Raw genomic sequence first — 25,277 nt, forward strand, 5'->3', positions numbered from 1 at the left:
TTGATTGAGTTCCCTCATGCTATTGAGCCGTGTCTGCGCCTTGCACATAAGATGATCTTGCTTAGACACATGCTCAAAGCGCAATTCGGGTTTATGATGGCCCACGGCCGAACCAAACCTCACACGGAGTGCGCGATGCAGACCCTCTACCCGCAGATCAAACCCTACGCCCGGCACGATCTGGCCGTGGAAGCGCCGCATGTGCTGTACGTCGATGAAAGCGGCTCGCCGGAAGGTCTGCCCGTGGTGTTCATCCACGGCGGCCCGGGCGCCGGTTGCGACGCCCAGAGCCGTTGCTACTTCGATCCCAACCTGTACCGCATCATCACCTTCGACCAGCGCGGCTGTGGCCGCTCCACGCCCCACGCGAGCCTGGAGAACAACACCACCTGGCACCTGGTCGAGGACCTGGAGCGTATCCGCGAGCACCTTGGCATCGACAAATGGGTACTGTTCGGCGGCTCCTGGGGCTCCACCCTGGCCCTGGCCTATGCCCAGACCCACCCCGAGCGCGTGCATGGGCTGATCCTGCGCGGTATCTTCCTGTGCCGTCCGCAGGAAATCAGCTGGTTCTACCAGGAAGGTGCCAGCCGTCTGTTCCCCGATTACTGGCAGGACTACATCGCACCGATTCCACCGGAAGAGCGTGGCGACCTGGTCAAGGCCTTCCACAAGCGCCTGACTGGCAACGACCAGATCGCCCAGATGCACGCGGCCAAGGCCTGGTCCACCTGGGAAGGCCGTACCGCCACCCTGCGGCCGAACCCGTTGGTGGTCGACCGCTTCTCCGAACCGCAGCGTGCCCTGTCCATCGCCCGCATCGAATGCCATTACTTCACCAACAATGCGTTCCTCGAGCAGGACCAGCTGATCCGCGACATGCCGAAGATCGCCCATCTGCCGGCGGTGATCGTGCATGGCCGCTACGATGTGATCTGCCCGCTGGACAACGCCTGGGAGCTGCACCAGGCCTGGCCGAACAGTGAATTGAAGGTGATCCGCGACGCCGGTCACGCCGCCTCCGAACCGGGCATCACCGACGCCTTGGTGCGCGCCGCCGACCAGATGGCTCGCCGTCTGCTCGACCTGCCCCTGGAAGAGGCATGAAAGGGCTGATCCAGCGTGTGCGCGGCGCACGGGTGGAAGTGGCGGGGGAGATCGTCGGGGCCATCGACCAAGGGTTGCTGGCGCTGGTGGCGGTCGAGCCTGGCGATTCGCCCGAGCATGCCGACAAACTGCTGCACAAGCTGCTGAACTATCGAGTGTTCAGCGACGAGCAGGGCAAGATGAACCGCTCGCTCAAGGATGTCGGCGGTGGCCTGTTGCTGGTGTCACAGTTCACCCTGGCCGCCGACACCCGCAACGGCATGCGCCCGAGCTTTTCGACGGCTGCGCCACCGGCCCTTGGCGCTGCGCTTTTCGACTATCTTTTGAATCAGGCACAAGGTCAGCACCCGCAGGTGGCCAGTGGTCGCTTCGGCGCTGACATGCAGGTGCATCTGGTCAATGATGGCCCGGTAACATTTATGTTACAAATATGAGGTCAAAAAACCCTTTGTTTGGCGAAAACAAGGGGTTTTGTACGATAAATAGTTTGTTCAGCCTGATGCGTTGTAACGCGACCTGCTGGATAATCGCGCGCTGCATGAACCTGCGTTCGCAGGTTCGTTTCACTTTGACTCGAGCATTGTCAGGATCCGTTTGGGGAATCATTACGCCCTCACGGGGTCCGAACAGTGCTCGCCAACCCGGCATTTGTCGCTGGCCGTTGGTTTCATGATCTGTTTTCGGCGAGGATTGCTCGTGATTGTAAGCCCCTGTATTGCACCTAGAATCCCCGGTACCCGGCTGCGCAAGGCCCTGTTGGCCGGCGTGGCGCTGGTCGGCCTGATGAGCGCGGGCCAGCTGTGGGCATTCAATCTGGACGATGTTGCAGCCAAGGCAAAGGATCTGGCCGGTCAGAAGTTCGAGGCACCGAAGAGCAACCTGCCGCCGGTGTTCCGCGACATGAAGTACGCCGACTACCAGAAAATCCGCTTCCTGCAGGAAAAGGCCGAGTGGGCCAAGGACAAGACGCCGTTCAAGCTGTCCTTCTATCACCAGGGCATGCATTTCGACACGCCGGTGACCATCAACGAGATCACTGCCAACAAGGTCAAGGAAATCAAGTACGACCCGAGCCGCTTCGAGTTCGGTGACGTGCCCCATGACGCTGATGCCACCAAGAACCTCGGCTATGCCGGTTTCCGTGTGCTCTTCCCGATCAACAAGGCTGACAAGCAGGACGAGATCATGACCCTGCTTGGCGCCAGCTACTTCCGCGTGGTCGGCAAAGGCCACCGCTATGGCCTGTCGGCCCGTGGCCTGGCCATCGACACCGCACTGCCGTCGGGCGAGGAATTCCCGCGTTTCCGCGAATTCTGGATCGAGAAGCCCAAGCCGAACGACAAGCACCTGGTGATCTACGCACTGCTCGACTCGCCGCGCTCCACCGGTGCCTACAAGCTGACCCTGCGTCCGGGCGAGGACACCCTGGTCGACGTCAAGTCGCGCGTCTACCTGCGTGAAAACGTCAGCCGCCTGGGCATCGCCCCGCTGACCAGCATGTACCTGTTCGGCCCCAACCAGCCGTCGAAGGTCATGAACTACCGTCCGGCCCTGCACGATTCCGAAGGCCTGGCTATCCATGCCGCCAACGGCGAGTGGCTGTGGCGCCCGCTGAACAACCCGAAACACCTGGCTGTGAGCAACTTCAGCGTCGAGAACCCGCGTGGTTTCGGCCTGCTGCAGCGTCAGCGGGCCTTCAGCGACTACGAAGACCTCGACGACGAGTACGAAAAGCGTCCGAGCGCCTGGATCGAGCCGAAGGGTGATTGGGGCAAAGGCACCGTCGACCTGGTCGAGATTCCGACCGCCGACGAGACCAACGACAACATCGTGGCCTTCTGGAGCCCGGAAAAGCTTCCGGAGCCAGGCAAACCGTTCGAATACGACTACCGCCTGCGCTGGACCATCAAGGAAGACCAGCTGCACTCGCAGGAACTGGGCTGGGTCAAGCAGACCCTGCGCTCCGCCGGTGACGTCAAGCAGTCCAACCTGATCCGTCAGACCGACGGCAGCGTTGCCCTGCTGGTCGATTTCATCGGCCCGAACCTCGCGGCATTGCCGGCTGATACCGCCGTGCGCAGCCAGGTCAGCGTCGGCGACAACGCCGAAGTGGTCGAGAACAATCTGCGTTACAACCCGGAAACCAAAGGCTGGCGCCTGACCCTGCGCCTGAAGGTGCAGGATCCGAAGAAGTCCACCGAGATGCGCGCCGCGCTGCTGCGTGACGTGCCGGTCGAGCAACCGAAGCCCGCCAAGGAAACCAAGCAGGACAAGGCCGCGGCCAAGCACGCCCACGCCAAGGCTGAGAAAGCCAAGGCCGAGCAGGCTGCCGAGCAACCCGCCGCCGACGCGGCATCCACCAACGGGGCCCCGGCCACCACCGAGAAGGTGCTGACCGAGACCTGGAGCTATCAGTTGCCTGCCGATGAGTAACTCAAGCGCAAGGCCGGAATCGCTTGGCGAATACCTGGCCCACCTCCCCCTGAGTGACGAGCAACGCGCGGAACTCGCCCGTTGCACTTCGTTCAGCGAGCTGCACCAACGTCTGGCGGCCAACCCGGCCGCCGCCACCGCCGAGGCCGTCCAGGCTTCGGTGGGGGCCCGTCTTACCGTAGGCAGCGCCGCCGAACTGGAAGAGGCCGAGATGCTCGGCGTCGATGGCAGCGGCCGCCTGTGCCTGAAGATCGCCCCACCGATCAAGCGCACCAAGGTGGTGCCCGAGCCGTGGCGCACCAACGTGCTGATCCGCATGTGGCGGCGCATGACCGGCCGCACCAACGCCCCGCAGCCGCCCAAACGCGAGCTGCCGCCGGCGCGCTGGCGCACGGTCGGCTCGATCCGCCGCTATATCCTGCTCACCCTGATGATCGGCCAGACCATCGTCGCCGGCTGGTACATGAAGGGCATCCTGCCTTACCAGGGCTGGTCGTTCGTCGACCTCGACGAAGTCATCCACCAGCCGCTGTGGGACACCGTGGTGCAGGTGTGGCCGTATGCGCTGCAGACGTCCATCCTGATCCTCTTCGGCATCCTGTTCTGCTGGGTGTCGGCGGGCTTCTGGACCGCGCTGATGGGCTTCCTCGAGCTGCTCACCGGGCGTGACAAGTACCGCATCTCCGGCAGCAGCGCCGGCAACGAGCCGATTCCCGCCGAGGCGCGTACCGCGCTGGTGATGCCGATCTGCAACGAAGACGTGCCACGGGTGTTCGCAGGCCTGCGGGCGACCTTCGAGTCGGTGGCCGCCAGCGGCAACCTCGATCGTTTCGACTTCTTCGTGCTCAGCGATACCAACGACACCGATATCGCCGTGGCCGAACAACAGGCCTGGCTGGACGTGTGTCGCGAGACCAAGGGCTTCGGCCGCATCTTCTACCGTCGCCGCCGGCGCCGGGTGAAGCGCAAGAGCGGCAACCTCGACGACTTCTGCCGTCGCTGGGGCGGCGATTACAAGTACATGGTCGTGCTCGACGCCGACAGCGTCATGAGCGGCGAGTGCCTGAGCAGCCTGGTGCGCCTGATGGAGGCCAACCCGGATGCCGGCATCATCCAGACCGGGCCGAAAGCCTCGGGCATGGATACCCTGTATGCGCGCATGCAGCAGTTCGCCACTCGCGTGTACGGCCCGCTGTTCACCGCCGGCCTGCACTTCTGGCAGCTGGGCGAGTCGCACTACTGGGGCCATAACGCGATCATCCGCATGAAGCCGTTCATTGAGCACTGCGCCCTGGCGCCGTTGCCGGGCAAGGGCGCGTTTGCCGGTGCGATCCTTTCCCACGACTTCGTCGAAGCCGCGTTGATGCGCCGTGCCGGCTGGGGCGTGTGGATTGCCTACGACCTGCCGGGCAGCTACGAAGAGCTGCCGCCGAACCTGCTCGACGAGCTCAAGCGCGACCGTCGCTGGTGCCACGGCAACCTGATGAACTTCCGCCTGTTCCTGGTCAAGGGCATGCACCCGGTGCACCGCGCGGTGTTCCTCACCGGGGTGATGTCGTACCTGTCGGCGCCGCTGTGGTTCCTGTTCCTGGTGCTGTCGACCGCGCTGCTGGCGACCAACACCCTGATGGAGCCGCAGTACTTCATCGAGCCGTTCCAGCTCTACCCGCTGTGGCCGCAGTGGCACCCGGAAAAAGCCATCGCGCTGTTCTCCACCACCATCGTGCTGCTGTTCCTGCCCAAGCTGCTCAGCGTCATCCTGATCTGGGCCAAGGGCGCCACCGAGTTTGGCGGTCGCATCAAGGTCACCTTGTCGATGCTGATGGAGATGCTGTTCTCCATGCTGCTGGCACCGGTGCGGATGATCTTCCACACCCGTTTCGTGCTGGCCGCGTTCCTCGGCTGGGCCGCGACCTGGAACTCGCCGCAGCGTGACGATGACTCGACTCCGTGGAGCGAGGCGGTACGTCGCCATGGTCCGCAGACCCTGCTGGGCATCGCCTGGGCCGGCCTGGTGGCCTGGTTGAACCCGAGCTTCCTCTGGTGGTTGGCGCCGATCGTCGGCTCGCTGGTGCTGTCGATCCCGGTTTCGGTGATCTCCAGCCGTACCCGCCTGGGCCTGGCGGCCAAGGACGAGAAGCTGTTCCTCATCCCCGAGGAGTACGCCACGCCGCAGGAGCTGCTGGCCACCGACCAGTACACCCACGAGAACCGCTGGCATGCCCTGCACGACGGCTTCGTCCGGGCCGTGGTCGACCCGCGCCAGAACGCCCTGGCCTGCGCCATGGCCACGGCGCGTCACGGCCAGGCGGCGCCGATCGAGGCGCTGCGCGTTGAGCGTGTGGCCAAGGCGCTGGAAGTTGGGCCACAGGGTCTGGACCTAAACACCCGCCTGGCGCTGCTCAGCGACCCGGTGGCGCTGTCGCGCCTGCACGAGCAGGTATGGGCCGGGCACAACACGGCGTGGATCGATGTATGGCGCGCTTCCATCGCCAACGATCCGCACTCGCCGTTGCTGCCGCTGCATCCGGAGCACGTGGTCCAGCCAGCACTGGCTTGATTGCATCGCACCGATAATCGCGGGGCAAGTCGGGCCGCCGCATCGCCGCTCCCACGCCGTATCAGCGCTGCGTGGGAGCGGCGATGCGGCGGCCCGACTTGCCCCGCGATTGTTTTACCTTCATCGATTTTTGGCCAACAAAGTCCCCACCGGCTCTAGGTCCCGGCCTTCGCATGCGTTAGCATCCGTCCCGACATTACGCATCGGTCTGTAGGACCGTGCTTACAAAAAAAATCTGCGTACTTCTTGCTAGGGGACTTGGTGATGATGAAGAAATACCTGTCGCGACTGCTGGTAGGTGCGACCGCCCTGATCGCGGTAGCCACCGCCCAGGCCGGCGCCATCGATGACGCGGTCAAGCGCGGCACCCTGCGTGTGGGCATGGACCCGACCTACATGCCGTTCGAAATGACCAACAAGCGTGGCGAGATCATCGGCTTCGAGGTCGATATCCTCAAGGCCATGGCCAAGTCCATGGGCGTCAAGCTGGAGATGGTCTCCACCGCCTACGACGGCATCATCCCTGCTTTGATGACCGACAAGTTCGACTTCATCGGCAGTGGCATGACCCTGACCCAGGAGCGCAACCTGCGCCTGAACTTCAGCGAGCCCTTCATCGTCGTCGGCCAGACCCTGCTGATCCGCAAGGAGCTGGCGGGCGAGATCAAGTCGTACAAGGACCTGAACAACGAGAAGTACCGCCTCACCTCCAAGCTTGGCACCACCGGCGAGATGGTCGCGAAGAAGCTGATCGGCAAAGCCAAGTACCACGGCTACGACAACGAGCAGGAAGGGGTGATGGACGTGGTCAATGGCAAGGCCGACGCCTTCGTCTACGACTCGCCCTACAACGTGGTGGCGGTGGAGAAGGCCGGCGCCGGCAAGCTGGTGTTCCTGGAAGAACCCTTCACCTATGAGCCGCTGGCCTTCGGCCTGAAGAAGGGCGACTACGACAGCATCAACTACATCAACAACTTCCTGCACCAGATCAAGCATGACGGGACCTACGATCGTATCCACGACAAGTGGTTCAAGAACAAGGACTGGCTGAAGGAAATGGAATAAGGCCCGGGCCAAAAACCCAAGCGCTGACCTCGACGCGCAGGCAAGCCCTGCGCGTTCGCATTTACGGAAGTACCCCACGTGATCAAACACAAGAAAGCACAGTGGCCCTGGCACGGGCTGACCGCGCTGGTCCTGGTGGGCCTGGCGATCAGCCTGTACCTGGCCACCTCGATGATTTCCTACGAGTGGCGCTGGAACCGCGTTCCGCAATACTTCGCCTACAAGGCCGAGGAAACCCAGCGTGCCGCCAACCCTGGCACGGTCGAGGAAATCGTGGTGTCCGGCGACAACGCCCGGGTCACTCTGATGGACGAGAGCGGCGACACCCAGGTCGTCGAAGTGGCCAAGGACAGCATGCTGCTGGCCCGTGGCGACGACGTCGCCGAGGGCGATGCCATCGGCGTCACCCGCCACTGGGCCGCCGGCCCCCTGGCATGGGGCCTTTGGACCACGCTGTGGATCTCGGTCATATCCGGCGCCCTGGGCCTGGTGATCGGCCTGTTCGCCGGGCTTTGCCGGCTGTCGAGCAACCCCACCCTGCGTGACCTGTCCACGGTCTATGTCGAACTGGTGCGCGGCACGCCGCTGCTGGTACAGATCTTCATCTTCTACTTCTTCATCGGCACCGTGCTCAACCTGTCCCGCGAGTTTGCCGGGGTGGCGGCGCTGGCACTGTTCACCGGCGCCTACGTGGCCGAGATCGTCCGCGCCGGGGTGCAGTCGATCGCCAAGGGCCAGAACGAGGCGGCACGCTCGCTGGGCCTGAACGGTGCGCAGTCCATGCGCCATGTGATCCTGCCCCAGGCCTTCAAGCGCGTGCTGCCACCGCTGGCCGGGCAGTTCATCAGCCTGGTCAAGGACACCTCGCTGGTGTCGGTGATCGCCATCACCGAGCTGACCAAGAGCGGTCGCGAGGCCATCACCACTTCGTTCTCGACCTTCGAGATCTGGTTCTGCGTGGCGGGCCTGTACCTGCTGATCAACCTGCCGCTGTCGCACATCGCCAGCCGGCTCGAGCGGAGGCTTGCGCAAAGTGATTGAAGTCCGTGACCTGCTGAAAGTCTTCGACACCCGCGGCCAGGTGGTGCGTGCGGTGGACAACGTCACCACCCAGGTCGCCAAGGGCGAAGTGGTGGTGGTGCTGGGGCCGTCCGGCTCGGGCAAGTCCACCTTCCTGCGTTGCCTGAACGGCCTGGAGCATTTCGACCAGGGCCATGTGTCCATCAACGGCGTGCAGCTGGACGACCCGAAGACCGACATCAACGCCTACCGCCGTGAAGTCGGCATGGTGTTCCAGCACTTCAACCTGTTCCCGCACATGACTGTGCTGGAAAACCTGTGCCTGGCGCAGAAGGTGGTACGCAAGCGCAACAAGGCTGAGCGCGAAGCCAAGGCCCGGGCGTTGCTGGAAAAGGTCGGTATCGCCCAGAAAGCCAACGAGTACCCGTCGCGCCTTTCTGGCGGTCAGCAGCAGCGGGTGGCCATTGCCCGTGCCCTGGCCATGGAGCCGAAGGTGATGCTGTTCGACGAACCGACCTCGGCGCTCGACCCGGAAATGGTCGGTGAAGTCCTCGATGTGATGAAGACCCTGGCCCAGGAAGGCATGACCATGGTCTGCGTGACGCACGAGATGGGCTTTGCCCGGGAAGTGGCTGACCGAGTGTTGTTCTTCGATCACGGCAAGCTGCTGGAGGATTCGCCGCCCCAGCAGTTCTTCGCCGCGCCGAAGGACCCGCGGGCCCAGGCGTTCCTGAGGCAGGTGCTATAAAAAGTGGGGCTGCACTGCAGCCCCTCGGCAATCCTAACGCCTTGCGTTGGGGGCAACGCTGAAAAGCAAGGTTAGAGGGGCGCCGTTTCTTACAGCTCCCCAGCGGTCCCTCTGCTTTTATATTTCCTGCTTCAGGTGAACATTATAAAGCTCATTGTATAAATCCGACTCACCGGGGTACAGAACCTGAATAGCGAGTGGGAGTTCTGCTCCTGGTTCAATGGTATGTCCTGTTTTATTTATCAAGGCAATGAATCCTTCTGTTGCCTCATCCACTTCCAACCAATCCTGTTGAGTTTTCAGCCAGTCAGGATCCAGCACTGCCCCCGTTTGCAGAAGAAAAGTAAGACGCCATTTCACTACGCGTGAATTTTCGGACTTCAGAGTAAGTTCATAATTATAGATGTATTCCGGCTGATTCCAGACTTTCTTCCAATGTCCAAGTAGCTTCTGACTCACCGTGAGGTCCCGTTCGGAGTCTACAGTTACCTGTGACCTTTTCTGAGTGTCACCCAGGTTTATTATTCCCGGTGGGGGTGTGAGAGTGACCGTCAATATGGTCCTTCCGTTACTGAGCCCACTGATGGGAATGTTGACTCTTTGCGACTTAGAAGCCGGAAGGGTTAAGGGGTCATCATGTTTCCCGACAGTTAGTATGGTTGTGTTTGCTGAAACGGCTTCCAGTACGATACCTTGTATATCAATATTGCTTTCATTGGTTATGTCAAGAGGCGCATAGGACTCTTCATTATCTTTGATTGTCATGCGTTGCGCCATTGACATTCGAATTGTTACAAGGACGCCCGCTACGCTGGCATTTGTTTCTTTAATGTTGTCCCCTTTGTTAATATATCCCAATGGCGTATACAACCTGGCCGTCAGTTTTGTGCTGCCCTCACGGTGGCCCTTCAGAGGGATTTTTACCGTTGTCGTGCCTTTGCCAGGGATGTTTATAGTTTGGTTGAAATCTTCTACCGAGACTATCGTTGCTTCATCGGACTCAAGAGTGATGGTGGCTCCGGTAATGGTAGTGTTACTCTCGTTTCTGATTTTTAATTCTGTTTCAACAGTCTGGTCGATCCCCAGGGAAATATTGTCTTCCAGTATTATCTGGAGCGTAACTTCTTCAACAGGTTGTGACACCACGGAGCGTGTTTTATCGTTCCAGGTTCCGCCGCCTGGAAATTCTGTATAAGCCAGGTCCGGTATGCTCCCTCCAGCGGCGATGCTCAGTGTTTCACCGTCGATGTATGGGCGGGATGCCAGAGTCCCCGGCTGCGCCATGTTATTGACAATGCCTGTTACACCCTTACGGTTCCCTACGGGAAAACCAAATTCTTTCAGACGCTCTTCATCTAGTTGTATATTCGGGCTGATGACCAGGATGTCACCGTCGTTACCCGCGGCGTTATAATCTTCATGGGTGTAAAGGCAAAGTTTTCCGGATGGGCACTTATCCTTTCCTACGCCGAGTTTTATCAAATATACATCTTCATTTTGGTTGTCCATTTTTTTCTCCGGCATGATCTCAGGGAGACTACTTTGTTAAGTCGCGAACCGATGACGTATTGGTTGCTGGTCAAACATCGAGGCCCTACAAAGGAGATGAGCGATAAGAGGCAAGGAATTTTCCGGTCAAGTCCGAAGATTTCTTGCCAGCGATCGAAAGTATCAGCGGCGAAGAAAGCCTGCGATTCCAGTTGCGCACGGCTAATGCGCTGTGTCGGACCCAGCCGTATTTGGCAGCGAACCAGCAGTAACCTTAGGTTACATCCAGCGCTCATTCCTTTTGTTAATTAAGATCTTCCTTTCAGGAAGATATAAAACTAGGGTTGGACGTAAATGGCCGAACGGTGATCAGGCAAGACGAAACCGTCTCGGAATGCTCATTAAATTCAGTAAAGTCGATCGCGACTTCGACCATTCCTCGACTGTTTTCGTCTTGCCTGACTGGTGTCTCAAGACTTTCATGCAGAGCCTAGTAATGAGTAAGTTGGCGTGCAACTGGCAGTTTTTGCAGTTGTCAGCTGCCCGCCAGTGTGTCTATAGGCTGAAACGTCCCACCATGCCCTGCAACGCTTTCCCAAGTTCCCCCAGCTCGACGCTCGATGCGGCCGTCTGCTCACTGGCCGCACTGGTCTGGTCCGACACATCGCGCACATTGATCACGCTGCGGTTGATCTGCTCGGCAACCACGCTCTGTTGCTCGCTGGCCGTGGCGATCTGTTGGTTCATGCCCTGGATGCTCGATACCGTTTCGGTGATCTGCCCCAGCGCGGCACCCGCCTTGCGGCTGAGCTCGACACTCTGCCCGGTCAGGCTCTTGCTGTCGTTGAGCAGGCCGGTGACCTCGTCGGTGCCACGGTGCAGGCTGTCGATCAGCAGCTCGATTTCCTCGGTCGACTGCTGCGTGCGTTGGGCCAGGCCGCGTACTTCGTCGGCCACCACGGCGAAGCCACGCCCTGCTTCCCCCGCCCGGGCTGCCTCGATGGCGGCGTTGAGCGCCAGGAGGTTGGTCTGCTCGGAAACCGACTTGATCACATCTAGAATCGATCCGATGCGCTGGCTTTCACCGGCCAGGTGGCCCATCGCGGTGAGACAGCGGTCCATCTGGCTTGCCAGTTGCTCGATGCGGGCGATGGCTTCGGCCACCACCTGGTCGCCCAGTTGTGCCTGATGATCGGCGGTGGTTGCCGCCAGCGAGGCCTGTTCGGCGTTCTGCGCGACTTCCTGTACCGTGGCGCTCATCTGGTTCATGGCCGTGGCCACCTGATCGGTCTCTTCGCGCTGCTGGCTGATGCGCTCGCGCGTATCCACACTGGCGCAGGCCAGCTCTGCCGCTGCCTTGGACAGCTGGCCGACGCCCTGATCGATGCCTCCGAGCAGCTCGCGCAGGCTCAAGGTCATCTCGCGCATGCTGATTTGCAGCTGGCCCATCTCGTCACGGCGGTGCACCGTCTGTACCTGGCTGAGATCGCCTCGGGCAATGCATGCGGCCTGGGACAGCACCTGGCGTAGCGGTTGGGTGATCTGGCGGGTGATGAGCCAGGCGGCCAGGATGCCGAACACCAGCGCCAACACGGCCACGCTGGTCAGCAACGAACGGTCGGCCAGGGCCTCGTTGTCGCGCTGCTCGACCTTGCGCTCGCTCAGTTCACGGCTCACGGCCTGCAGTTCGTCGCCCATTTTCTCCATGCCGCCCTGCAGTTGCTCAACCTTGAGCGCGGCCTCGCGGTATTGGCGCAGGGTGTCGCGGTAGCGGTCCAATTCCGCCTGTGGCCGCTGGGTCAACGTGGCGGGCAGTTCCAGTGGGGCAATGGCCCGCAGCAATTGCTCCAGGCTGACGTTCGCCGCCTGCAGCGCGGCATCGCCCATGCTGGCGAAACTGTCCTGGGGCGAGTAGGTATAGGCCGGCACCTGGCTTTGCTGGCTGGCAGACTCGATATGGCGGCCCAGGGTATCCATGAGACCGACCACGCTGCCCTGCTGTCCGTCGCCCGGCAGCTTCAGCAAGGCCTGGGTCTGCAGTTCGTCGATCACGCTTTCGAGCACGCCTGCCTGCGCCTGCATCGCCGCACGCAAGCCTTCGCGGCTGTCCACGGTGCCTTGCAGGATGGCGAAGTCGGCCTTCAGGCGCTGCAGCAGCTGCAGTTTCTGGTTCAGCATTTGCCGCGACGAATCGACGCCGCTGCGTTGCTGCAGCAGGGTCAGGCGGTCGTACAACTGCTCCAGGATGTTCGCGATGCGGGTCTTGCTGACGTCGTCGGCGAGTACCCGGTAGGTGATGCGTTCGGCGCGCAGGTCACGGGTCAGGTCGTTGAGTTCGCCGATGTCGCTGAGCTGCTCCGAGCGCTGGATGGCGCCGTCCAGGGCGCGCCAGCCGCTGAGCGTGGTGGCCAGGGTGAGCAACAGCACCACGGTGAAACCCAGGGCGAGCTTGAGCCCGACGCCAAGGTTGCCGAGCTGGCGGTCAAGGTATCCGAACATGGCAGGTCTCCGTCCAATTGAGAAAAGGCCATGGCGGCAGAGTGCCGCCATGGCCATTCCTCATCGGCCGGAAGTCCGTCGGACTGGACCTGCAAATCGAGTAGGAAAGTTCTCTGCGGGCTGAAGGGTAAGGCCTACAGCCCGCAAGCCTCGAATCAGAGCCTGAAACGCCCCACCAGACCCTGCAGGTGAGTCCCCAGGCGCGCCAGCTCGACACTGGAACTTGCTGTCTCCTCGCTGGCCGCGGAGGTCTGGTCGGAGATATCGCGTACGTTCATCACGCTGCGGTTGATCTCTTCGGCCACGGCGCTCTGCTGCTCGGCGGCGGTGGCGATCTGCTGGTTCATCGACTGGATCGACGACACGGTGCGGGTGATGGTGCCCAGCGAATCGCCGGCGCGGCGCGTCAGTTCCACGCTGCTGTCGGTGAGGGCGCGGCTGCTGTCCATGACGCCGGCCACGCGCTCGGTGCCGTTCTGCAGGCTGGCAATCAGCTCCTCGATCTCTTCGGTGGACTGCTGGGTGCGCTGGGCCAGGCTGCGCACTTCGTCGGCGACCACGGCGAAGCCACGGCCTGCCTCGCCGGCACGGGCGGCTTCGATGGCGGCGTTGAGGGCCAGCAGGTTGGTCTGCTGGGCCACCGACTTGATCACATCGAGCACACTGCCGATCTTGTCGCTCTCGGCCTTTAGCTGGTTCATCGCTTCGCTGGAGTTGACCACTTCGCTGGCCAGGCGCTCGATCTGGCTGATCGCCTCGCCCACAACCTTGTCACCTTCGCGGGCCTGCTGGTCGGCCATCAGCGCCGCTTCCGAGGCCTGTTCGGCGTTGCGCGCCACTTCCTGGACGGTGGCGGCCATCTCGTTCATGGCGGTGGCGACCTGGTCGGTCTCGACTTTCTGGTTGTTGACCCCGGCGCTGGTCTGCTCAGTGACCGCCGACAGTTCCTCGGCAGCACTGGCGATTTGCGTCACGCCGTCGCCGATGCCGCCGATCAGTTCGCGCAGGCTTTGGGTCATGCGCTGCATGCTGGCCTGCAATTGGCCCAGTTCGTCGCGCCGGTCGGCCTTGAGGTCCTGGCGCAGGTCGCCACCGGCCACGCGTTCTGCGGCGGCGAGGGTCTGGCGCAGGGGCACGATGATCTGCCGGGTAATGGCGAACGCGGCGAGTACGCCCAGCAGCAAGGCCAGCGCCGTGGCACCGGCCAGCAGGGTCTTGGCCTGCTGGGTGCCTTGGTCGCGCACGGTTGTTTGCGAAACGGTCATTGCCTGGCTGGCGTCCAACAGCACCTGGCCCTGTGCGGACATGCGCGTCAACGCTTGCTCGCTGGCGGCCTGGGCATTGCCGAACTGGTTCACCGCGTCGCGGTAGGCAGCCAGCGCGCTGGCGGCATCGTCCAGGCTGGCGGCGAACTCGGCCGGGAGCCTGGCGGGCAGGGCCTTGAGCACGGTCAGGGCCTGGTCGATGGCAGTGAGCGCGGTCTGCTGGAATTCGGCCTTGCCGCTATAGGTGTAGCCACGCACCTGGAAACGCGCCTGCTGCAGCAGCGCCGCAACTTGCACAGCCTCCTGGTACTGCTGGATATCGCCGCCCTGCAGCAGGCGCTGCTGGACCTTGCCGATCAGTTCGGCAGCCTTGTCGGCGCTGTCGCCCAGGGTGCCCCGGCTGGCCTCGCGGCGCTGGCCGGCCTGCCTGAGCTCGGCGAAGGCTTGCTGGTACTGGCGTACGGCGTCCTGTTGCTTGTCCAGGCGCTGGCGGTCGGCGGGGATTTCGATCTGCCCGAGCATGAACTGCACCTGGCGCTCGAGATTGGCCAGGGCCTTCTCCAGTTCGGCGACGGAGGCGTCGTCACGGCTGCGCTCGTAGGCCAGGCGGGCGAGACGCAGGTCCTGGGTGTACTGGTGGATCACAGAGATGTTGCCGAGCTTGTCGCCACGGCTGGTGACGCTGTCAATGCCCAGCCAACCGGTGAAGGTGATGCCGAGGGTGAGCAGCAACACCAGGCCGAAGCCGATCCCCAACTTGCGATTGACGCTTACATTTCCCAGTGACTGGGCAAACCAACGGTACATAGACGACTCCCCGGCGCGTGGCAGTGCGGATTATTGTTTTGTTGCACAGGGCATCGGCGCACGGCGGGGAAACTTGATGATAAAAAGCTGACTGGCGCGTCAGAAAATTCGCGAAAGCAAGGCCGTTACGGCCGTCTCCACCCGTAGGATCCTATCCCCCAATTGCACGGGCTCAAGGCCAGCCTCGCCCAGCAGCTCGATTTCATAGGGAATCCAGCCGCCCTCCGGGCCGATCGCCAGGGTTACCGGGCCTTCAACGGCCCGTGGGCAAGCGGGGTAGGGGCCAGGATGCCCGACCAGGCCGAGGGTGTCGGCGGCGATGGCGGGCAGGCGGTCTTCGACGAAGGGCTTGAAGCGCTTCTCGATGATCACTTCCGGCAGCACCGTGTCACGGGCTTGCTCCAGACCGAGAATGAGGTTTTCGCGGATGGTTTCGGGCTGGAGGAACGGCGTCTGCCAGAAGCTCTTCTCGACCTTGTAGCTGTTGACCAGGATCAGCCGCGGCACGCCCAGGGTGGCGACCGTCTGGAACAGCCGGCGCAGCATCTTCGGCCGTGGCACGGCCAGCACCAGGGTCAGTGGCAGTTTGGCCGGCGGCGGCTGGTCGAAGGCCACCCGCAGTTCGGCTTCGTGGCCTTCGAGGCGGATGACCTCGGCCTTGCCCATCAGCCCGCCGATGCGCCCGACGCGCAGGCTGTCGCCCACCGCTACGCGGTGGATCTCCTGCATGTGGGTGAAGCGGCGATCAGCCAGGACAACACGGTCGGCCGACACGAAGTCGGCCTCTTCAAGGAGCAACAGGTTCACGGTTGGGTCGCAGGCGGCTGGTCGTTGTGGTCGTTGCCGGTTTCTTCATGGGCGTGGCTGCGCTTGCGGATCAGGCTGCCGCACAGCACGCCGACCTCGAACAGCATCCACATGGGCACGGCCAGGAGGGTCTGGGAGAAGATGTCCGGTGGGGTGAGGATCATGCCGACCACGAAACAGCCGATGATCACGTACGGGCGGATCTTCTTCAGGTACTGCACGTCGACCACGCCAATCCACACCAGCAGCACTACCGCCACGGGGATTTCGAAGGCGACCCCGAAGGCGAAGAACAGGGTCATGACGAAGTCGAGGTAGCTGGAAATGTCGGTCATCATCGACACGCCTTCGGGTGTGGCGCTGGCGAAGAAGCCGAAGATCAGCGGGAACACCAGGAAATAGGCGAAGGCCATGCCGGCGTAGAACAGGAAGATGCTCGACACCAACAGCGGGATGGCGATGCGCTTTTCATGGCGGTACAGGCCTGGGGCAATGAAACCCCAGATCTGCTGGAGGATGAACGGGATCGCCAGGAACAGCGAGACGATCATGGTCAACTTGAACGGCGTCAGGAACGGCGAGGCCACGTCGGTGGCGATCATTGTCGCGTTGGCTGGCAAGTGCTCGCGCAGCGGTGCCGAGACCAGGGTGTAGATCTGCTGGGCGAAGGAGAACAGCCCGGCGAAGATCAGGAAGATGGCGGCGACGCAGCGCAGCAGGCGTGTGCGCAGCTCGGTCAGGTGCGAGACCAGCGGCATCGGCTGGTCGGTTTCCGGATTCTCGCTCATGGGGCTCGCGGCGGTTGTGGCGGTTCGGAGGGTGTTGCTGCGGCCGGCTGCGCGGGGGCGGCATCGGCAGCAGGTGCTACGGGCGTTTCAGCGTTGGCCGGCGGCTGTGCTGGTGGCGCCAGGGGGTTTAGGATGCGCTTGGCCTCCTGCTCCATCTGCAGGATGTGCTCGTTGTGCAACTGGCGGCGGATGTCGTCGGCGCCGATCTCGCGCTCGACTTCCATCTTGATCGCGTTGAAGCTGCGCTTGAGGCGGCCGATCCATAGCCCGGCAGTGCGTGCGGCCCCCGGCAGGCGCTCGGGGCCGAGCACCAGCAGGGCGACCAGGCCGACGAGCAGCAGCTCGCTGAAACTGATACCGAACATGGGTCAGTCTTTCCGCTGCGGCTCTTGAACCGGCTGGGCCTGGCCTTCGATGGTGTGGCCCTGGGCCTGCTGCGCGGTGTTCTGCACTGGCGGAACAGGTTGCGCCGGCGGTGGGGTCTGCTCGGCCGGCTTGGCTTCTTCTTCGTTCATGGCTTTGCGGAAGCCCTTGATCGATTCGCCCAGGTCGCTGCCGAAGTTCTTCAGTTTCTTGGTGCCGAACACCAGCACCACGACGACCAGCAGGACGATCCAGTGTTTCCAGTCAAAAATACCCATTTCGTACTCCTGAAAAATGTATGTCAGCCGGAACCGGCGCTATCGCGGGGTGAGCCCGTTCCTGTAAATACGCGCGGTCAGGCCTGTGGCTGACGGGCGGCCTTCTCGTCATGGCCGGAAAGGCCGAAGCGGCGCTCCAGTTCGTCGAGCACCGCCTGCGGATGCTGGCCCAGCGCGCTGAGCATGACCAGGCTATGAAACCACAGGTCTGCGGTCTCGTAGATGACATCGCTGTAATCCTTGCTGACGGCGGCATCCTTGGCAGCGATGATGGTCTCGATGGACTCTTCGCCAAGCTTCTCGAGGATCTTGTTCAGGCCCTTGTGATGCAGGCTGGCCACGTAGCTGCTGTCGGGCGCCGCGTGCTTGCGTTCTTCCAGCACCTCGGCGAGGCGGTCTAGCGTGTCGCTCATGTCAATGCCCTGCGCTATAGATGGCGTCCGGATCCTTGAGGACCGGATCGACGATTTTCCACTGGCCGTCTTCGAACACGCGATAGAAGCAGCTTTCGCGGCCGGTATGGCAGGCGATATGGCCCAGTTGCTCGACCATCAGGATGATCACGTCGGCGTCACAGTCCAGGCGCATTTCGTGCAGCTTCTGCACATGGCCCGACTCTTCGCCCTTGCGCCACAGCTTGCCCCGCGAGCGCGACCAATAGATGGCGCGATGCTCGGTAGCGGTCAGGGCGAGGGATTCACGGTTCATCCAGGCCATCATCAGCACGCGCCCGGTCTTGTGGTCCTGGGCGATCGCCGGTACCAGGCCATCGCTGTTCCACTTGATCTCGTCCAGCCAGTCTTTCATCGTCGACTCCAAACCGGGCCCGCTCCCGTACCGGGCCCCTGTGCGCTAGTGTGCCAGCCGGCGGCGCGGCTGGCTATCGGCGCACGATCAGGTACAGGCCCGCTGCCAGCATCAACCACGCGGGCCAGGCGGCCGGGGCGCTGAGGCTGACCGCGCCGGCCGCCAGGGTGGCGCCACCGCCGAGCAGGCCGGCACCGAGCAGGCGCAGCGCCCAGTTGTCGCCGGCGCGGCGCCGCTCGGGCAGTTGCGGGTCGTGCAGGTGCGGTTGCGACAGGCGTTCGAGCAGGTCGCGGGTCATGTCGGCCAGGTGCGGCAGTTGCTCGGCCTGGCTGTAGAGGTTGCCGATTACCGCCTTCGGGCTCATGCGCTCGCGCATCCAGCGCTCGAGAAACGGCTTGGCGGTGCTCCACAGGTCCAGGTCGGGGTAGAGCTGGCGACCCAGGCCTTCGATGTTGAGCAGGGTCTTCTGCAGCAGCACCAGTTGTGGCTGGACTTCCATGTTGAAGCGCCGGGCCGTCTGGAACAGGCGCATCAGCACCTGGCCGAAGGAGATATCCTTGAGCGGTTTTTCGAAGATCGGCTCGCACACCGTGCGGATCGCCGCTTCGAACTCGTTGACCTTGGTCTGCGCCGGTACCCAGCCCGAATCGATGTGCAGCTGGGCCACGCGGCGATAGTCGCGCTTGAAGAAGGCGATCAGGTTGCGGGCCAGGTAGTCCTGGTCCTCGGCGGTGAGGCTGCCGACGATACCGCAGTCGATGGCGATGTATTGCGGGCTCCACGGCTTGACCGTGCTGACGAAGATGTTGCCCGGGTGCATGTCGGCGTGGAAGAAACTGTCGCGGAACACCTGGGTGAAGAACACCTCGACGCCGCGTTCGGCCAGCATCTTCATGTCGGTGCGCTGGTCGGCCAGCGTCGCCATGTCGGTGACCGGCACGCCGTAGATGCGCTCCATCACCAGTACCTTGGGCCGGCAGAAGTCCCAGTAGACTTGGGGCACGTACATCAGTTCGGAGCCTTCGAAGTTGCGCCGCAGCTGGCTGGCGTTGGCGGCCTCGCGCAGCAGGTCGAGCTCGTCGTAGATGGTCTTTTCGTAGTCGCCGACGATTTCCACCGGGTGCAGGCGACGGGCATCGGCCGAGGCGCGCTCGGCGGCCTTGGCGATCAGGAACAGCCAGGCCAGGTCCTGGGCGATGACCGGTTTCAGGCCCGGGCGCACCACCTTGACCACCACTTCCTCGCCGCTCTTCAGGCGTGCGGCGTGTACCTGGGCCACCGAAGCCGAGGCCAGCGGCTCGACGTCGAAACGGCTGAACACCTCACCTACCTTGGCGCCGAGCTGTGCTTCGATCAGCGCCACGGCATGCTGCGGGTCGAACGGCGGCACGCGGTCCTGCAGCAGCATCAGCTCGTCGGCGATGTCGGTGGGCAGCAGGTCGCGGCGGGTGGAGAGCAACTGGCCGAACTTGATGAAGATCGGCCCCAGGTCCTGCAGCGCCAGGCGCAGGCGTGCGCCGCGGCTCAGCTCCAGGGGCTTGCGCGGCAACCAGCGCCAGGGCATCAGCAGGCGCAGGCTGGCCAGCCACCAGGGCAGCAGGGGTTGTTCGAACAGCAGGTCATCGAGGCGGTAGCGGATCACGACGCGCTGGATGCGCAACAGACGGCGGACGGCGAGCAGCTTCATGCGTTATCGCTGGTATCAAGAGTGTGGGCGAGGCGGCGCAGGCGTGCCTCGAGGCGTTCGATATCGACCTTCAGCGCATCGAGCTCGCTGAATGCCGCTTCGGCTTCGCGTTTGCCGACCAGGGTACGCGATTCCTCGGCCAGGTACTCGGAGAGATTTTCGCCGAAGCGGGCCAGGCCTTGGCGGGTCCAGCGCGCGCGCAGGCGCAGGTGGCCGGCGATCAGCGCGGTGGGTACTGGCCCCAGCCAACGCTGCAGCTCGTGTTCCCAGTCCAGTTCCAGGTCCTGCAGGATGCCGAACAGGTCGAGCAGCACGGCGCTGTCGCCATGCAGCTCGACCTGGGGGCTGTGCAGCACGGCGGTCTTGTCTTTGGCCAGCGCCAGCTGTGCCAGGCGCCCGGCGGGGGCGCGCAGGGTGCAGTCGACCTCGCTTTCCCAGTGGGCGGCAAGCATCAGGCCTTCCTCGTCGGGCAGCACGAACAGCTTCAGGGCCGGCTGCACGCAGTCGATCTCGATCACCTTGCCTTCCAGCGCCGCCAGGCGCGGGAGGGCGGTGCTGTCCAGGCGCAGGACACGGTTGAGCCCGTGCTCGACGCTGGCGAGCAGGCCGGCCAGGAGCATCAGGGCTTGATCCCCCGGTGCACGGCGACGATGCCGCTGGTCATGTTGTGGTAGGTGACGCGGTCGAAGCCGGCCTCGACCATCATGCTCTTGAGCGTTTCCTGGTCGGGGTGCATGCGGATCGATTCGGCCAGGTAACGGTAGCTTTCCGAGTCGTTGGTGATGAGCTTGCCGGCCAGCGGCATGAAGGCGAACGAGTAGGCGTCGTAGGCCTTGGACATCAGCTTGTTGGTCGGCTTGGAAAATTCCAGGATCAACAGGCGGCCACCGGGCTTGAGCACGCGCAGCATGGAGCGGATGGCCGCATCCTTGTGCGTCACGTTGCGCAGGCCGAAAGCGATGGTCACGCAGTCGAAGTGGTTGTCCGGGAATGGCAGCTTTTCAGCATCGGCCTGGACGAATTCGATATTGCCCGACACGCCGCGGTCGAGCAGGCGGTCGCGGCCGACCTTGAGCATCGATTCGTTGATGTCGGCCAGCACCACCTGCCCGGTCGGGCCGACCAGGCGCGAGAACTTGGCGGCCAGGTCGCCCGTGCCACCGGCAATGTCCAGCACGCGGTTGCCGCTGCGCACCCCGGACAGCTCGATGGTGAAGCGCTTCCACAGGCGGTGCATGCCGCCGGAGAGCACGTCGTTCATCAGGTCGTACTTGGCGGCCACCGAGTGGAACACCTCGGCGACTTTCTTCGCCTTCTGGCTCTCGGGAACGTCCTGGTAGCCGAAGTGGGTGGTGGGTTCGGCGTGGTCGCCTTTGCGCTGGTCGGTCATATCGCTTCACCAGAAAAAAATTACGGCCATTCTAGGGGCTACGGGCGGATTTGTCTTGGCGGGGTGTGTCATGCAAAGGGGGCGGGCATAATGGCGATTATGTCTTCATATCCAGGATCACCCGCATGACCCAGATCAGCGTCGAACGCAAACACACCCTCGGCCGTGAAGCCGCCCGCGCCAAGGCCGAGGCGCTGGTGGACAAGCTGACCCGCGAATACGACCTCAAGGCCAGCTGGAACGGTGATCGCGTCGATGTGAAGCGCAGCGGCGCCAACGGCAGTGTGCATATCGGTGAGGACACCATCCGCGTCGAGCTCAAGCTGGGCATGATGCTGTCGATGATGAGCGGCACCATCAAGGGCGAGATCGAGCGGGCGCTGGACAAGGCGCTGGCCTGAGGTCACGTGCTCCTTGCTGTTTGCGGGAGCAGGCCTTGTGGGAGCGGCGATGCGGCGACCCGACTTGCCGCTCCCACAATAAACGCACACTAACCCTGCATGACCGCACCTTAGGGTGAGGATTCTAATTTTTCCGCCTACCTTCACGCTCAAGCCCTACCACCCCGGGCAGTTCCTCCCTCCCTTAAATGAGCATGAGGTGCAGAGCATGGCCAAAGTGAATCTCAAGCAAAAAGACGACGCCCAAGGCAGCACGCTGGGCGAGGTGCGCGGCTACGCCCGCAAGATCTGGCTGGCGGGCATCGGTGCCTACGCCCGTGTCGGCCAGGAAGGCTCCGACTACTTCAAGGAGCTGGTGAAAGCCGGCGAAGGCGTCGAGAAGCGCGGCAAGAAACGCCTCGACAAGGCTGTAGAAGCCGCCAATACCCAGATCGACGAAGCCACCCAGGAAGTCACCCGCGTGCCCGGTCGGGTCGAGGCGCAGCTGGACAAAATCGAACGCGCCTTCGACGCCCGTGTCGGTCGCGCCTTGAATCGCCTCGGCATTCCGTCTAAACATGACGTTGAGGCGTTGTCCATCAAGCTTGAACAGCTGCACGAGCTGCTCGAGCGCGTCGCGCACAAACCATAAGGAGAGCAGGATGGCTGGCAAGAAGAACACCGAGAAAGAAGGCAGTTCCTGGATCGGCGGAATCGAGAAGTACTCCCGCAAGATCTGGTTGGCTGGCCTGGGTATCTACTCCAAGGTCGACCAGGACGGTCCGAAGCTGTTCGATTCGCTGGTGAAGGACGGCGAGAAGGCCGAGAAGCAGGCGAAGAAAACCGCCGAAGACGTGGCCGAAAGCGCCAAGTCGTCGACCAACTCGCGAGTGTCGGGCGTGAAGGATCGTGCGCTGGGCAAGTGGAGTGAGCTGGAGGAAGCCTTCGACAAGCGCCTGAACAGCGCCATCTCGCGCCTGGGCGTGCCCAGCCGCAATGAGATCAAGGCCCTGCACCAGCAGGTCGATTCGCTGACCAAGCAGATCGAGAAACTGACCGGTGCGTCGGTCACGCCGATCTCCAAGGCCAGCGCCAGCAAGACGGCCGCCAAGCCATTGGCCAAGGCGGCCGCCAAGCCTGCGGCCAAGACCGCTGCGGCAAAACCTGCGGCGAAAACCGCAGCGGTCAAGGCTGCGGCCAAGCCTGTAGCGGCCAAGCCCGCTGCCAAACCGGCAGCCGCCAAGAAACCGGCCGTGAAGAAAGCGGCGCCGGCCAAACCTGCGGCAGCCAAGCCCGCCGCACCGGCGCCTGCCGCCACCGCAGCCCCGGCACCGAGCGCGGCGCCGGCCAGCAGCACCCCGTCGGCACCGGTGAACGCGGCCACCCAGGCCTGATATCGGGTCGCACTGATCGCGGGGCAAGCCCGCTGCCACGAAGCCTGCACAGGACTCGTGGCAGCGGGCTTGCCCCGCGGTCGTTTCAGCCTTCCAGATACCTCATTGCCAACTGCTCCGCCGCCATGCGCGCCGGGGCCTGCAGATGCGGCGCCACCAGCATCATCACCTGGTACACGACCACGCCGACATCGCCCTCGCGGCCAAGCACGCGCTGATAATCAAGCGAGCACATCAGGGTCAGGGTGATCTGTTCCACCAACTGCCCCAGTGCCTGGGTCTCGCTGGTCACCTGGCCCTGCCCCTTGAGACTGGCCAGCAGCGCGGCCAGGGTGCGCTTGAGGGCGTTGATCAGGCTGCGCATGCCCCGCGCCAGCTTGGGCAGGCGCCCGGTCAGGTTGGACAGGTCCTGGAACAGGAAACGGTACTGGGCCATGCGTTCGACGATCAGGTGCAGGAACAGCCAGTAGTCCTCGGCATCCAGGCGTACGTCCAGCGGTGGGTCGAGCAGTGGCATCAATTGCTCTTCGAAACGCTCGAACAGGCCGATCACCAGCGGCTCCTTGCCGTGGAAGTGGTAGTACAGGTTGCCTGGGCTGATCCCCAGTTCGTTGGCGATCTCCAGGGTCGAGACGTTGGGTTCGCCCTGGCGATTGAACAGCTGCAAGGCACATTCGAGGATACGGTCGCGGGTCTTCATCCGGTCAGCGTGCCAGTACGTAGCTGCCGGGCGCGGGGCCCAGCGGTGGATAAGTGGTGTTGCCCAGCTCGTCGCGTGGCGTCCTGAGCGTGCCGGAGCGCTGCTCTATCCATTCCAGCCACAGGGGCCACCAGCTGCCGTCGCGGCGTTGGGCGTCGTGGAACCAGGCCCGCGGGTCGCTGGAGAGCTTGGGGTTTTCCAGGTAGTAGGCCTTGGGGTTGCCGGGCGGGTTGATGATGCTCTGGATATGGCCGCTGTTGGCCAGGATGAAGCGCCGCTCGCCGCCGAGCAGCAGGGCCGAGCGGTACACCGCGTCCCAGGGGGTGATGTGGTCGTTGCTGCCGGCCACGGTGAAGCTGTCCAGCCCGACCTGCGTGAGGTCGATCGGGGTGCCGCACACCTCCAGGCCTTCGGGGAAGGTCAGCGGGTTGAGCTTGAAGAAATCCAGCAGGTCGCCGTGCAGTGCGGCCGGCAGGCGCGTGCTGTCGGCGTTCCAGTAGAGGATGTCGAAGGCCGGCGGCGTCTTGCCCATCAGGTAGTTGTTGACCCAGTAGTTCCAGATCAGGTCGTTGGGGCGCATCCAGGCGAAGATCCGTGCCACCTCGCCGCCGTCCAGCACGCCGCGCTGGTAGGAGCGGCGCTTGGCCGCCTCGATGGTCTGCTCGTCGGCGAACAGGCTTGCGGGGCTGTCGAACTGGCTGTCGAGCAGACTCACCAGGTAGGTGGCACTGCGCACCTTGCGCAGCTGTTTCTTCGCCTGCAGGTGGCCCTGCAGCGCGGCCATGGTCAGGCCGCCGGCACAGGCGCCCATCAGGTTGGGGTCGCGGCTGCCGCTGATGCTGCGACAAGCGTTGAGCGCCTCCTCCAGGGCCTGCACATAGCTGGACAGACCCCACTCGCGGTGGCGTGGGTCGGGGTTGCGCCAGCTGACCATGAATACCTGCAGGCCCTGCTTGAGCATGTACTGGACGAAGCTGTTGGTCGGGCCCAGGTCGAAGATATAGAACTTGTTGATCTGCGGCGGCACCACCAGCAGCGGTCGGGCGTACTGTTTCTCGCTCATGGGCTTGTACTGGATCAGCTCCAGCAGTTCGTTGCGAAACACCACTGCGCCCGGTGTGGCGGCCAGGTTGCCGCCAACCTCGAAGGCCCGTTCGTCCACCTGCCGTGGCAGGCCGTCGTTGTGGCGCAGGTCGTCGAGCAGGTGGCTGACACCGCGCAGAAGGCTCAGGCCGCCGGTGTTGAACAGTTCCTTGACCGCCAGCGGGTTGAGCAATGAATTGCTGGGCGCGAAGGCGTCGCTGACCAGGTTGAACAGGAACTGCGCCCGGGCCCGATCGTCGTCGGCCAGGCTGCTTTCCTCGATCCACAGGCGCGTCTGCTTCTGCCAGGCAAGGTAGGCCTGCAGCCCGCGGCGGTAGAACGGGTTCTGGCTCCAGGTCGGGTCGCTGAAGCGTGCGTCCCGTGGGTGGGGCTGGTAGGGGCTGTCGCCGATCAGCACGCGCCCCAGCTGGCCACCCAGGCTCAGCAGGTGATGCGCGGTGTGCAGCGGATTGCGCAGACCGATCCGGCCGACCTGGCGCAGGGTCGAGAACAGGTCGCGACCGCGCAGGCCGGTGATGGCGTTCTGCACGTTCATGCTCGTGGCGGGGACCGGTGTCGATCCTCTGGCCGGTTTGTCCTTCATGCCA

At 63.3% G+C, this 25,277-nt stretch carries 24 protein-coding genes; 10 read left to right on the top strand and 14 right to left on the bottom strand.

Annotated features, from left to right (window positions below):
* The first annotated feature begins 135 nt into the window (after window positions 1-135).
* The 7 genes from pip to AAHK21_RS15960 all read left to right on the top strand — a co-directional run bounded on the left by pip (window position 136) and on the right by AAHK21_RS15960 (window position 8,933).
* Window positions 136-1,107: a prolyl aminopeptidase gene (pip, locus tag AAHK21_RS15930; RefSeq protein WP_046853900.1), complete on the top strand. Its 972-nt coding sequence runs from the start codon at window positions 136-138 to the stop codon at window positions 1,105-1,107.
* Window positions 1,104-1,541 (top strand): D-aminoacyl-tRNA deacylase, encoded by a 438-nt coding sequence (gene dtd, locus AAHK21_RS15935; protein WP_046853901.1) that lies wholly within the window; start codon window positions 1,104-1,106, stop codon window positions 1,539-1,541. Before pip ends, dtd begins: the two co-directional genes overlap by 4 nt.
* A gap of 262 nt (window positions 1,542-1,803) precedes the next feature.
* Window positions 1,804-3,540, top strand: a complete 1,737-nt coding sequence (locus AAHK21_RS15940) for a glucan biosynthesis protein G (RefSeq protein ID WP_367857748.1) — start codon at window positions 1,804-1,806, stop codon at window positions 3,538-3,540.
* The gene (mdoH, locus tag AAHK21_RS15945; protein WP_367857749.1) at window positions 3,533-6,100 is read left to right on the top strand and encodes a glucans biosynthesis glucosyltransferase MdoH; all 2,568 of its coding nucleotides are present in this window, start codon (window positions 3,533-3,535) and stop codon (window positions 6,098-6,100) included. The genes AAHK21_RS15940 and mdoH overlap by 8 nt, the downstream gene beginning before the upstream one ends.
* A 267-nt stretch (window positions 6,101-6,367) precedes the next feature.
* Entirely contained in the window at window positions 6,368-7,165 is a 798-nt protein-coding gene (locus AAHK21_RS15950) for a transporter substrate-binding domain-containing protein (protein WP_167335937.1), read from the top strand.
* A gap of 78 nt (window positions 7,166-7,243) precedes the next feature.
* Entirely contained in the window at window positions 7,244-8,206 is a 963-nt protein-coding gene (locus AAHK21_RS15955) for an amino acid ABC transporter permease (RefSeq protein ID WP_367857750.1), read from the top strand.
* Entirely contained in the window at window positions 8,199-8,933 is a 735-nt protein-coding gene (locus tag AAHK21_RS15960) for an amino acid ABC transporter ATP-binding protein (RefSeq protein WP_367858995.1), read from the top strand. The genes AAHK21_RS15955 and AAHK21_RS15960 overlap by 8 nt, the downstream gene beginning before the upstream one ends.
* 117 nt (window positions 8,934-9,050) lie before the next feature.
* Here the strand turns inward: AAHK21_RS15960 and AAHK21_RS15965 are convergent, their stop codons facing one another.
* The 12 genes from AAHK21_RS15965 to ubiE form a co-directional block, all read right to left on the bottom strand.
* On the bottom strand, window positions 9,051-10,442 hold the full coding sequence (locus AAHK21_RS15965) for a hypothetical protein (protein ID WP_367857751.1): 1,392 nt from the start codon (window positions 10,440-10,442) through the stop codon (window positions 9,051-9,053).
* Window positions 10,443-10,976: 534 nt separating this feature from the next.
* Window positions 10,977-12,920 (bottom strand): methyl-accepting chemotaxis protein, encoded by a 1,944-nt coding sequence (locus tag AAHK21_RS15970; RefSeq protein WP_367857752.1) that lies wholly within the window; start codon window positions 12,918-12,920, stop codon window positions 10,977-10,979.
* Between the two features lie 155 nt (window positions 12,921-13,075).
* On the bottom strand, window positions 13,076-14,992 hold the full coding sequence (locus AAHK21_RS15975) for a methyl-accepting chemotaxis protein (protein ID WP_367857753.1): 1,917 nt from the start codon (window positions 14,990-14,992) through the stop codon (window positions 13,076-13,078).
* A 99-nt stretch (window positions 14,993-15,091) separates the two neighbouring features.
* Window positions 15,092-15,799: a 16S rRNA (uracil(1498)-N(3))-methyltransferase gene (locus AAHK21_RS15980; RefSeq protein WP_367857754.1), complete on the bottom strand. Its 708-nt coding sequence runs from the start codon at window positions 15,797-15,799 to the stop codon at window positions 15,092-15,094.
* Complete coding sequence (tatC, locus tag AAHK21_RS15985) at window positions 15,796-16,587, bottom strand: twin-arginine translocase subunit TatC (RefSeq protein ID WP_023632588.1); 792 nt, start codon at window positions 16,585-16,587, stop codon at window positions 15,796-15,798. Before tatC ends, AAHK21_RS15980 begins: the two co-directional genes overlap by 4 nt.
* Window positions 16,584-16,952: a Sec-independent protein translocase protein TatB gene (gene tatB, locus AAHK21_RS15990; protein WP_367857755.1), complete on the bottom strand. Its 369-nt coding sequence runs from the start codon at window positions 16,950-16,952 to the stop codon at window positions 16,584-16,586. Before tatB ends, tatC begins: the two co-directional genes overlap by 4 nt.
* A 3-nt stretch (window positions 16,953-16,955) precedes the next feature.
* On the bottom strand, window positions 16,956-17,228 hold the full coding sequence (locus AAHK21_RS15995) for a twin-arginine translocase TatA/TatE family subunit (RefSeq protein WP_046853910.1): 273 nt from the start codon (window positions 17,226-17,228) through the stop codon (window positions 16,956-16,958).
* Between the two features lie 77 nt (window positions 17,229-17,305).
* The gene (locus AAHK21_RS16000; protein ID WP_023632586.1) at window positions 17,306-17,641 is read right to left on the bottom strand and encodes a phosphoribosyl-ATP diphosphatase; all 336 of its coding nucleotides are present in this window, start codon (window positions 17,639-17,641) and stop codon (window positions 17,306-17,308) included.
* A gap of 1 nt (window position 17,642) precedes the next feature.
* Window positions 17,643-18,035 carry a phosphoribosyl-AMP cyclohydrolase gene (gene hisI / locus AAHK21_RS16005; RefSeq protein WP_367857756.1) on the bottom strand — a complete coding sequence of 131 codons (393 nt, stop codon included), beginning with the start codon at window positions 18,033-18,035 and terminating at the stop codon, window positions 17,643-17,645.
* 73 nt (window positions 18,036-18,108) lie between these two features.
* A complete protein-coding gene (gene ubiB, locus AAHK21_RS16010) occupies window positions 18,109-19,722 on the bottom strand; it encodes a ubiquinone biosynthesis regulatory protein kinase UbiB (RefSeq protein WP_038706931.1) in 1,614 nt (537 codons plus the stop codon).
* Window positions 19,719-20,342, bottom strand: coding sequence for an SCP2 domain-containing protein (locus tag AAHK21_RS16015; RefSeq protein WP_038706930.1), 624 nt, complete (start codon window positions 20,340-20,342; stop codon window positions 19,719-19,721). The genes ubiB and AAHK21_RS16015 overlap by 4 nt, the downstream gene beginning before the upstream one ends.
* Window positions 20,342-21,112 carry a bifunctional demethylmenaquinone methyltransferase/2-methoxy-6-polyprenyl-1,4-benzoquinol methylase UbiE gene (gene ubiE, locus AAHK21_RS16020; RefSeq protein ID WP_023632556.1) on the bottom strand — a complete coding sequence of 257 codons (771 nt, stop codon included), beginning with the start codon at window positions 21,110-21,112 and terminating at the stop codon, window positions 20,342-20,344. Before ubiE ends, AAHK21_RS16015 begins: the two co-directional genes overlap by 1 nt.
* A 125-nt stretch (window positions 21,113-21,237) precedes the next feature.
* Between ubiE and AAHK21_RS16025 the strand changes: the two genes are divergently transcribed.
* From AAHK21_RS16025 to AAHK21_RS16035, 3 genes are all read left to right on the top strand, one after another.
* Window positions 21,238-21,513 (top strand): polyhydroxyalkanoic acid system family protein, encoded by a 276-nt coding sequence (locus tag AAHK21_RS16025; protein ID WP_023632555.1) that lies wholly within the window; start codon window positions 21,238-21,240, stop codon window positions 21,511-21,513.
* Window positions 21,514-21,721: 208 nt separating this feature from the next.
* Entirely contained in the window at window positions 21,722-22,144 is a 423-nt protein-coding gene (locus AAHK21_RS16030; protein ID WP_023632554.1) for a phasin family protein, read from the top strand.
* A 10-nt stretch (window positions 22,145-22,154) separates the two neighbouring features.
* Complete coding sequence (locus AAHK21_RS16035) at window positions 22,155-22,886, top strand: phasin family protein (RefSeq protein WP_367857757.1); 732 nt, start codon at window positions 22,155-22,157, stop codon at window positions 22,884-22,886.
* An 85-nt stretch (window positions 22,887-22,971) separates the two neighbouring features.
* On the opposite strand, the gene AAHK21_RS16040 is transcribed toward AAHK21_RS16035, so the two are convergent.
* Complete coding sequence (locus AAHK21_RS16040; protein ID WP_046853913.1) at window positions 22,972-23,586, bottom strand: TetR/AcrR family transcriptional regulator; 615 nt, start codon at window positions 23,584-23,586, stop codon at window positions 22,972-22,974.
* A 4-nt stretch (window positions 23,587-23,590) separates the two neighbouring features.
* Entirely contained in the window at window positions 23,591-25,273 is a 1,683-nt protein-coding gene (gene phaC, locus AAHK21_RS16045; protein ID WP_367857758.1) for a class II poly(R)-hydroxyalkanoic acid synthase, read from the bottom strand.
* Window positions 25,274-25,277: the final 4 nt, after the last annotated feature.

The organism is Pseudomonas sp. TE50-2 (assembly GCF_040813665.1).
Classification (GTDB): Bacteria; Pseudomonadota; Gammaproteobacteria; order Pseudomonadales; family Pseudomonadaceae; genus Aquipseudomonas; species Aquipseudomonas soli.

Excerpts from the sequence above, each read along its gene's own strand:
- dtd (WP_046853901.1), top strand. The coding sequence starts at position 1,104 with ATGAAAGGGCTGATCCAGCGTGTGCGCGGCGCACGGGTGGAAGTGGCG.
- phaC (WP_367857758.1), bottom strand. The coding sequence starts at position 25,273 with ATGAAGGACAAACCGGCCAGAGGATCGACACCGGTCCCCGCCACGAGC.
- ubiE (WP_023632556.1), bottom strand. The coding sequence starts at position 21,112 with ATGACCGACCAGCGCAAAGGCGACCACGCCGAACCCACCACCCACTTC.
- AAHK21_RS15965 (WP_367857751.1), bottom strand. The coding sequence starts at position 10,442 with ATGGACAACCAAAATGAAGATGTATATTTGATAAAACTCGGCGTAGGA.
- hisI (WP_367857756.1), bottom strand. The coding sequence starts at position 18,035 with ATGAAAGACTGGCTGGACGAGATCAAGTGGAACAGCGATGGCCTGGTA.
- AAHK21_RS16035 (WP_367857757.1), top strand. The coding sequence starts at position 22,155 with ATGGCTGGCAAGAAGAACACCGAGAAAGAAGGCAGTTCCTGGATCGGC.
- AAHK21_RS16000 (WP_023632586.1), bottom strand. The coding sequence starts at position 17,641 with ATGAGCGACACGCTAGACCGCCTCGCCGAGGTGCTGGAAGAACGCAAG.
- AAHK21_RS15995 (WP_046853910.1), bottom strand. The coding sequence starts at position 17,228 with ATGGGTATTTTTGACTGGAAACACTGGATCGTCCTGCTGGTCGTCGTG.
- AAHK21_RS15975 (WP_367857753.1), bottom strand. The coding sequence starts at position 14,992 with ATGTACCGTTGGTTTGCCCAGTCACTGGGAAATGTAAGCGTCAATCGC.
- AAHK21_RS16025 (WP_023632555.1), top strand. The coding sequence starts at position 21,238 with ATGACCCAGATCAGCGTCGAACGCAAACACACCCTCGGCCGTGAAGCC.
- tatC (WP_023632588.1), bottom strand. The coding sequence starts at position 16,587 with ATGAGCGAGAATCCGGAAACCGACCAGCCGATGCCGCTGGTCTCGCAC.
- AAHK21_RS16015 (WP_038706930.1), bottom strand. The coding sequence starts at position 20,342 with ATGCTCCTGGCCGGCCTGCTCGCCAGCGTCGAGCACGGGCTCAACCGT.
- mdoH (WP_367857749.1), top strand. The coding sequence starts at position 3,533 with ATGAGTAACTCAAGCGCAAGGCCGGAATCGCTTGGCGAATACCTGGCC.
- AAHK21_RS15970 (WP_367857752.1), bottom strand. The coding sequence starts at position 12,920 with ATGTTCGGATACCTTGACCGCCAGCTCGGCAACCTTGGCGTCGGGCTC.
- tatB (WP_367857755.1), bottom strand. The coding sequence starts at position 16,952 with ATGTTCGGTATCAGTTTCAGCGAGCTGCTGCTCGTCGGCCTGGTCGCC.
- ubiB (WP_038706931.1), bottom strand. The coding sequence starts at position 19,722 with ATGAAGCTGCTCGCCGTCCGCCGTCTGTTGCGCATCCAGCGCGTCGTG.
- AAHK21_RS15950 (WP_167335937.1), top strand. The coding sequence starts at position 6,368 with ATGAAGAAATACCTGTCGCGACTGCTGGTAGGTGCGACCGCCCTGATC.
- AAHK21_RS16030 (WP_023632554.1), top strand. The coding sequence starts at position 21,722 with ATGGCCAAAGTGAATCTCAAGCAAAAAGACGACGCCCAAGGCAGCACG.
- AAHK21_RS16040 (WP_046853913.1), bottom strand. The coding sequence starts at position 23,586 with ATGAAGACCCGCGACCGTATCCTCGAATGTGCCTTGCAGCTGTTCAAT.
- pip (WP_046853900.1), top strand. The coding sequence starts at position 136 with ATGCAGACCCTCTACCCGCAGATCAAACCCTACGCCCGGCACGATCTG.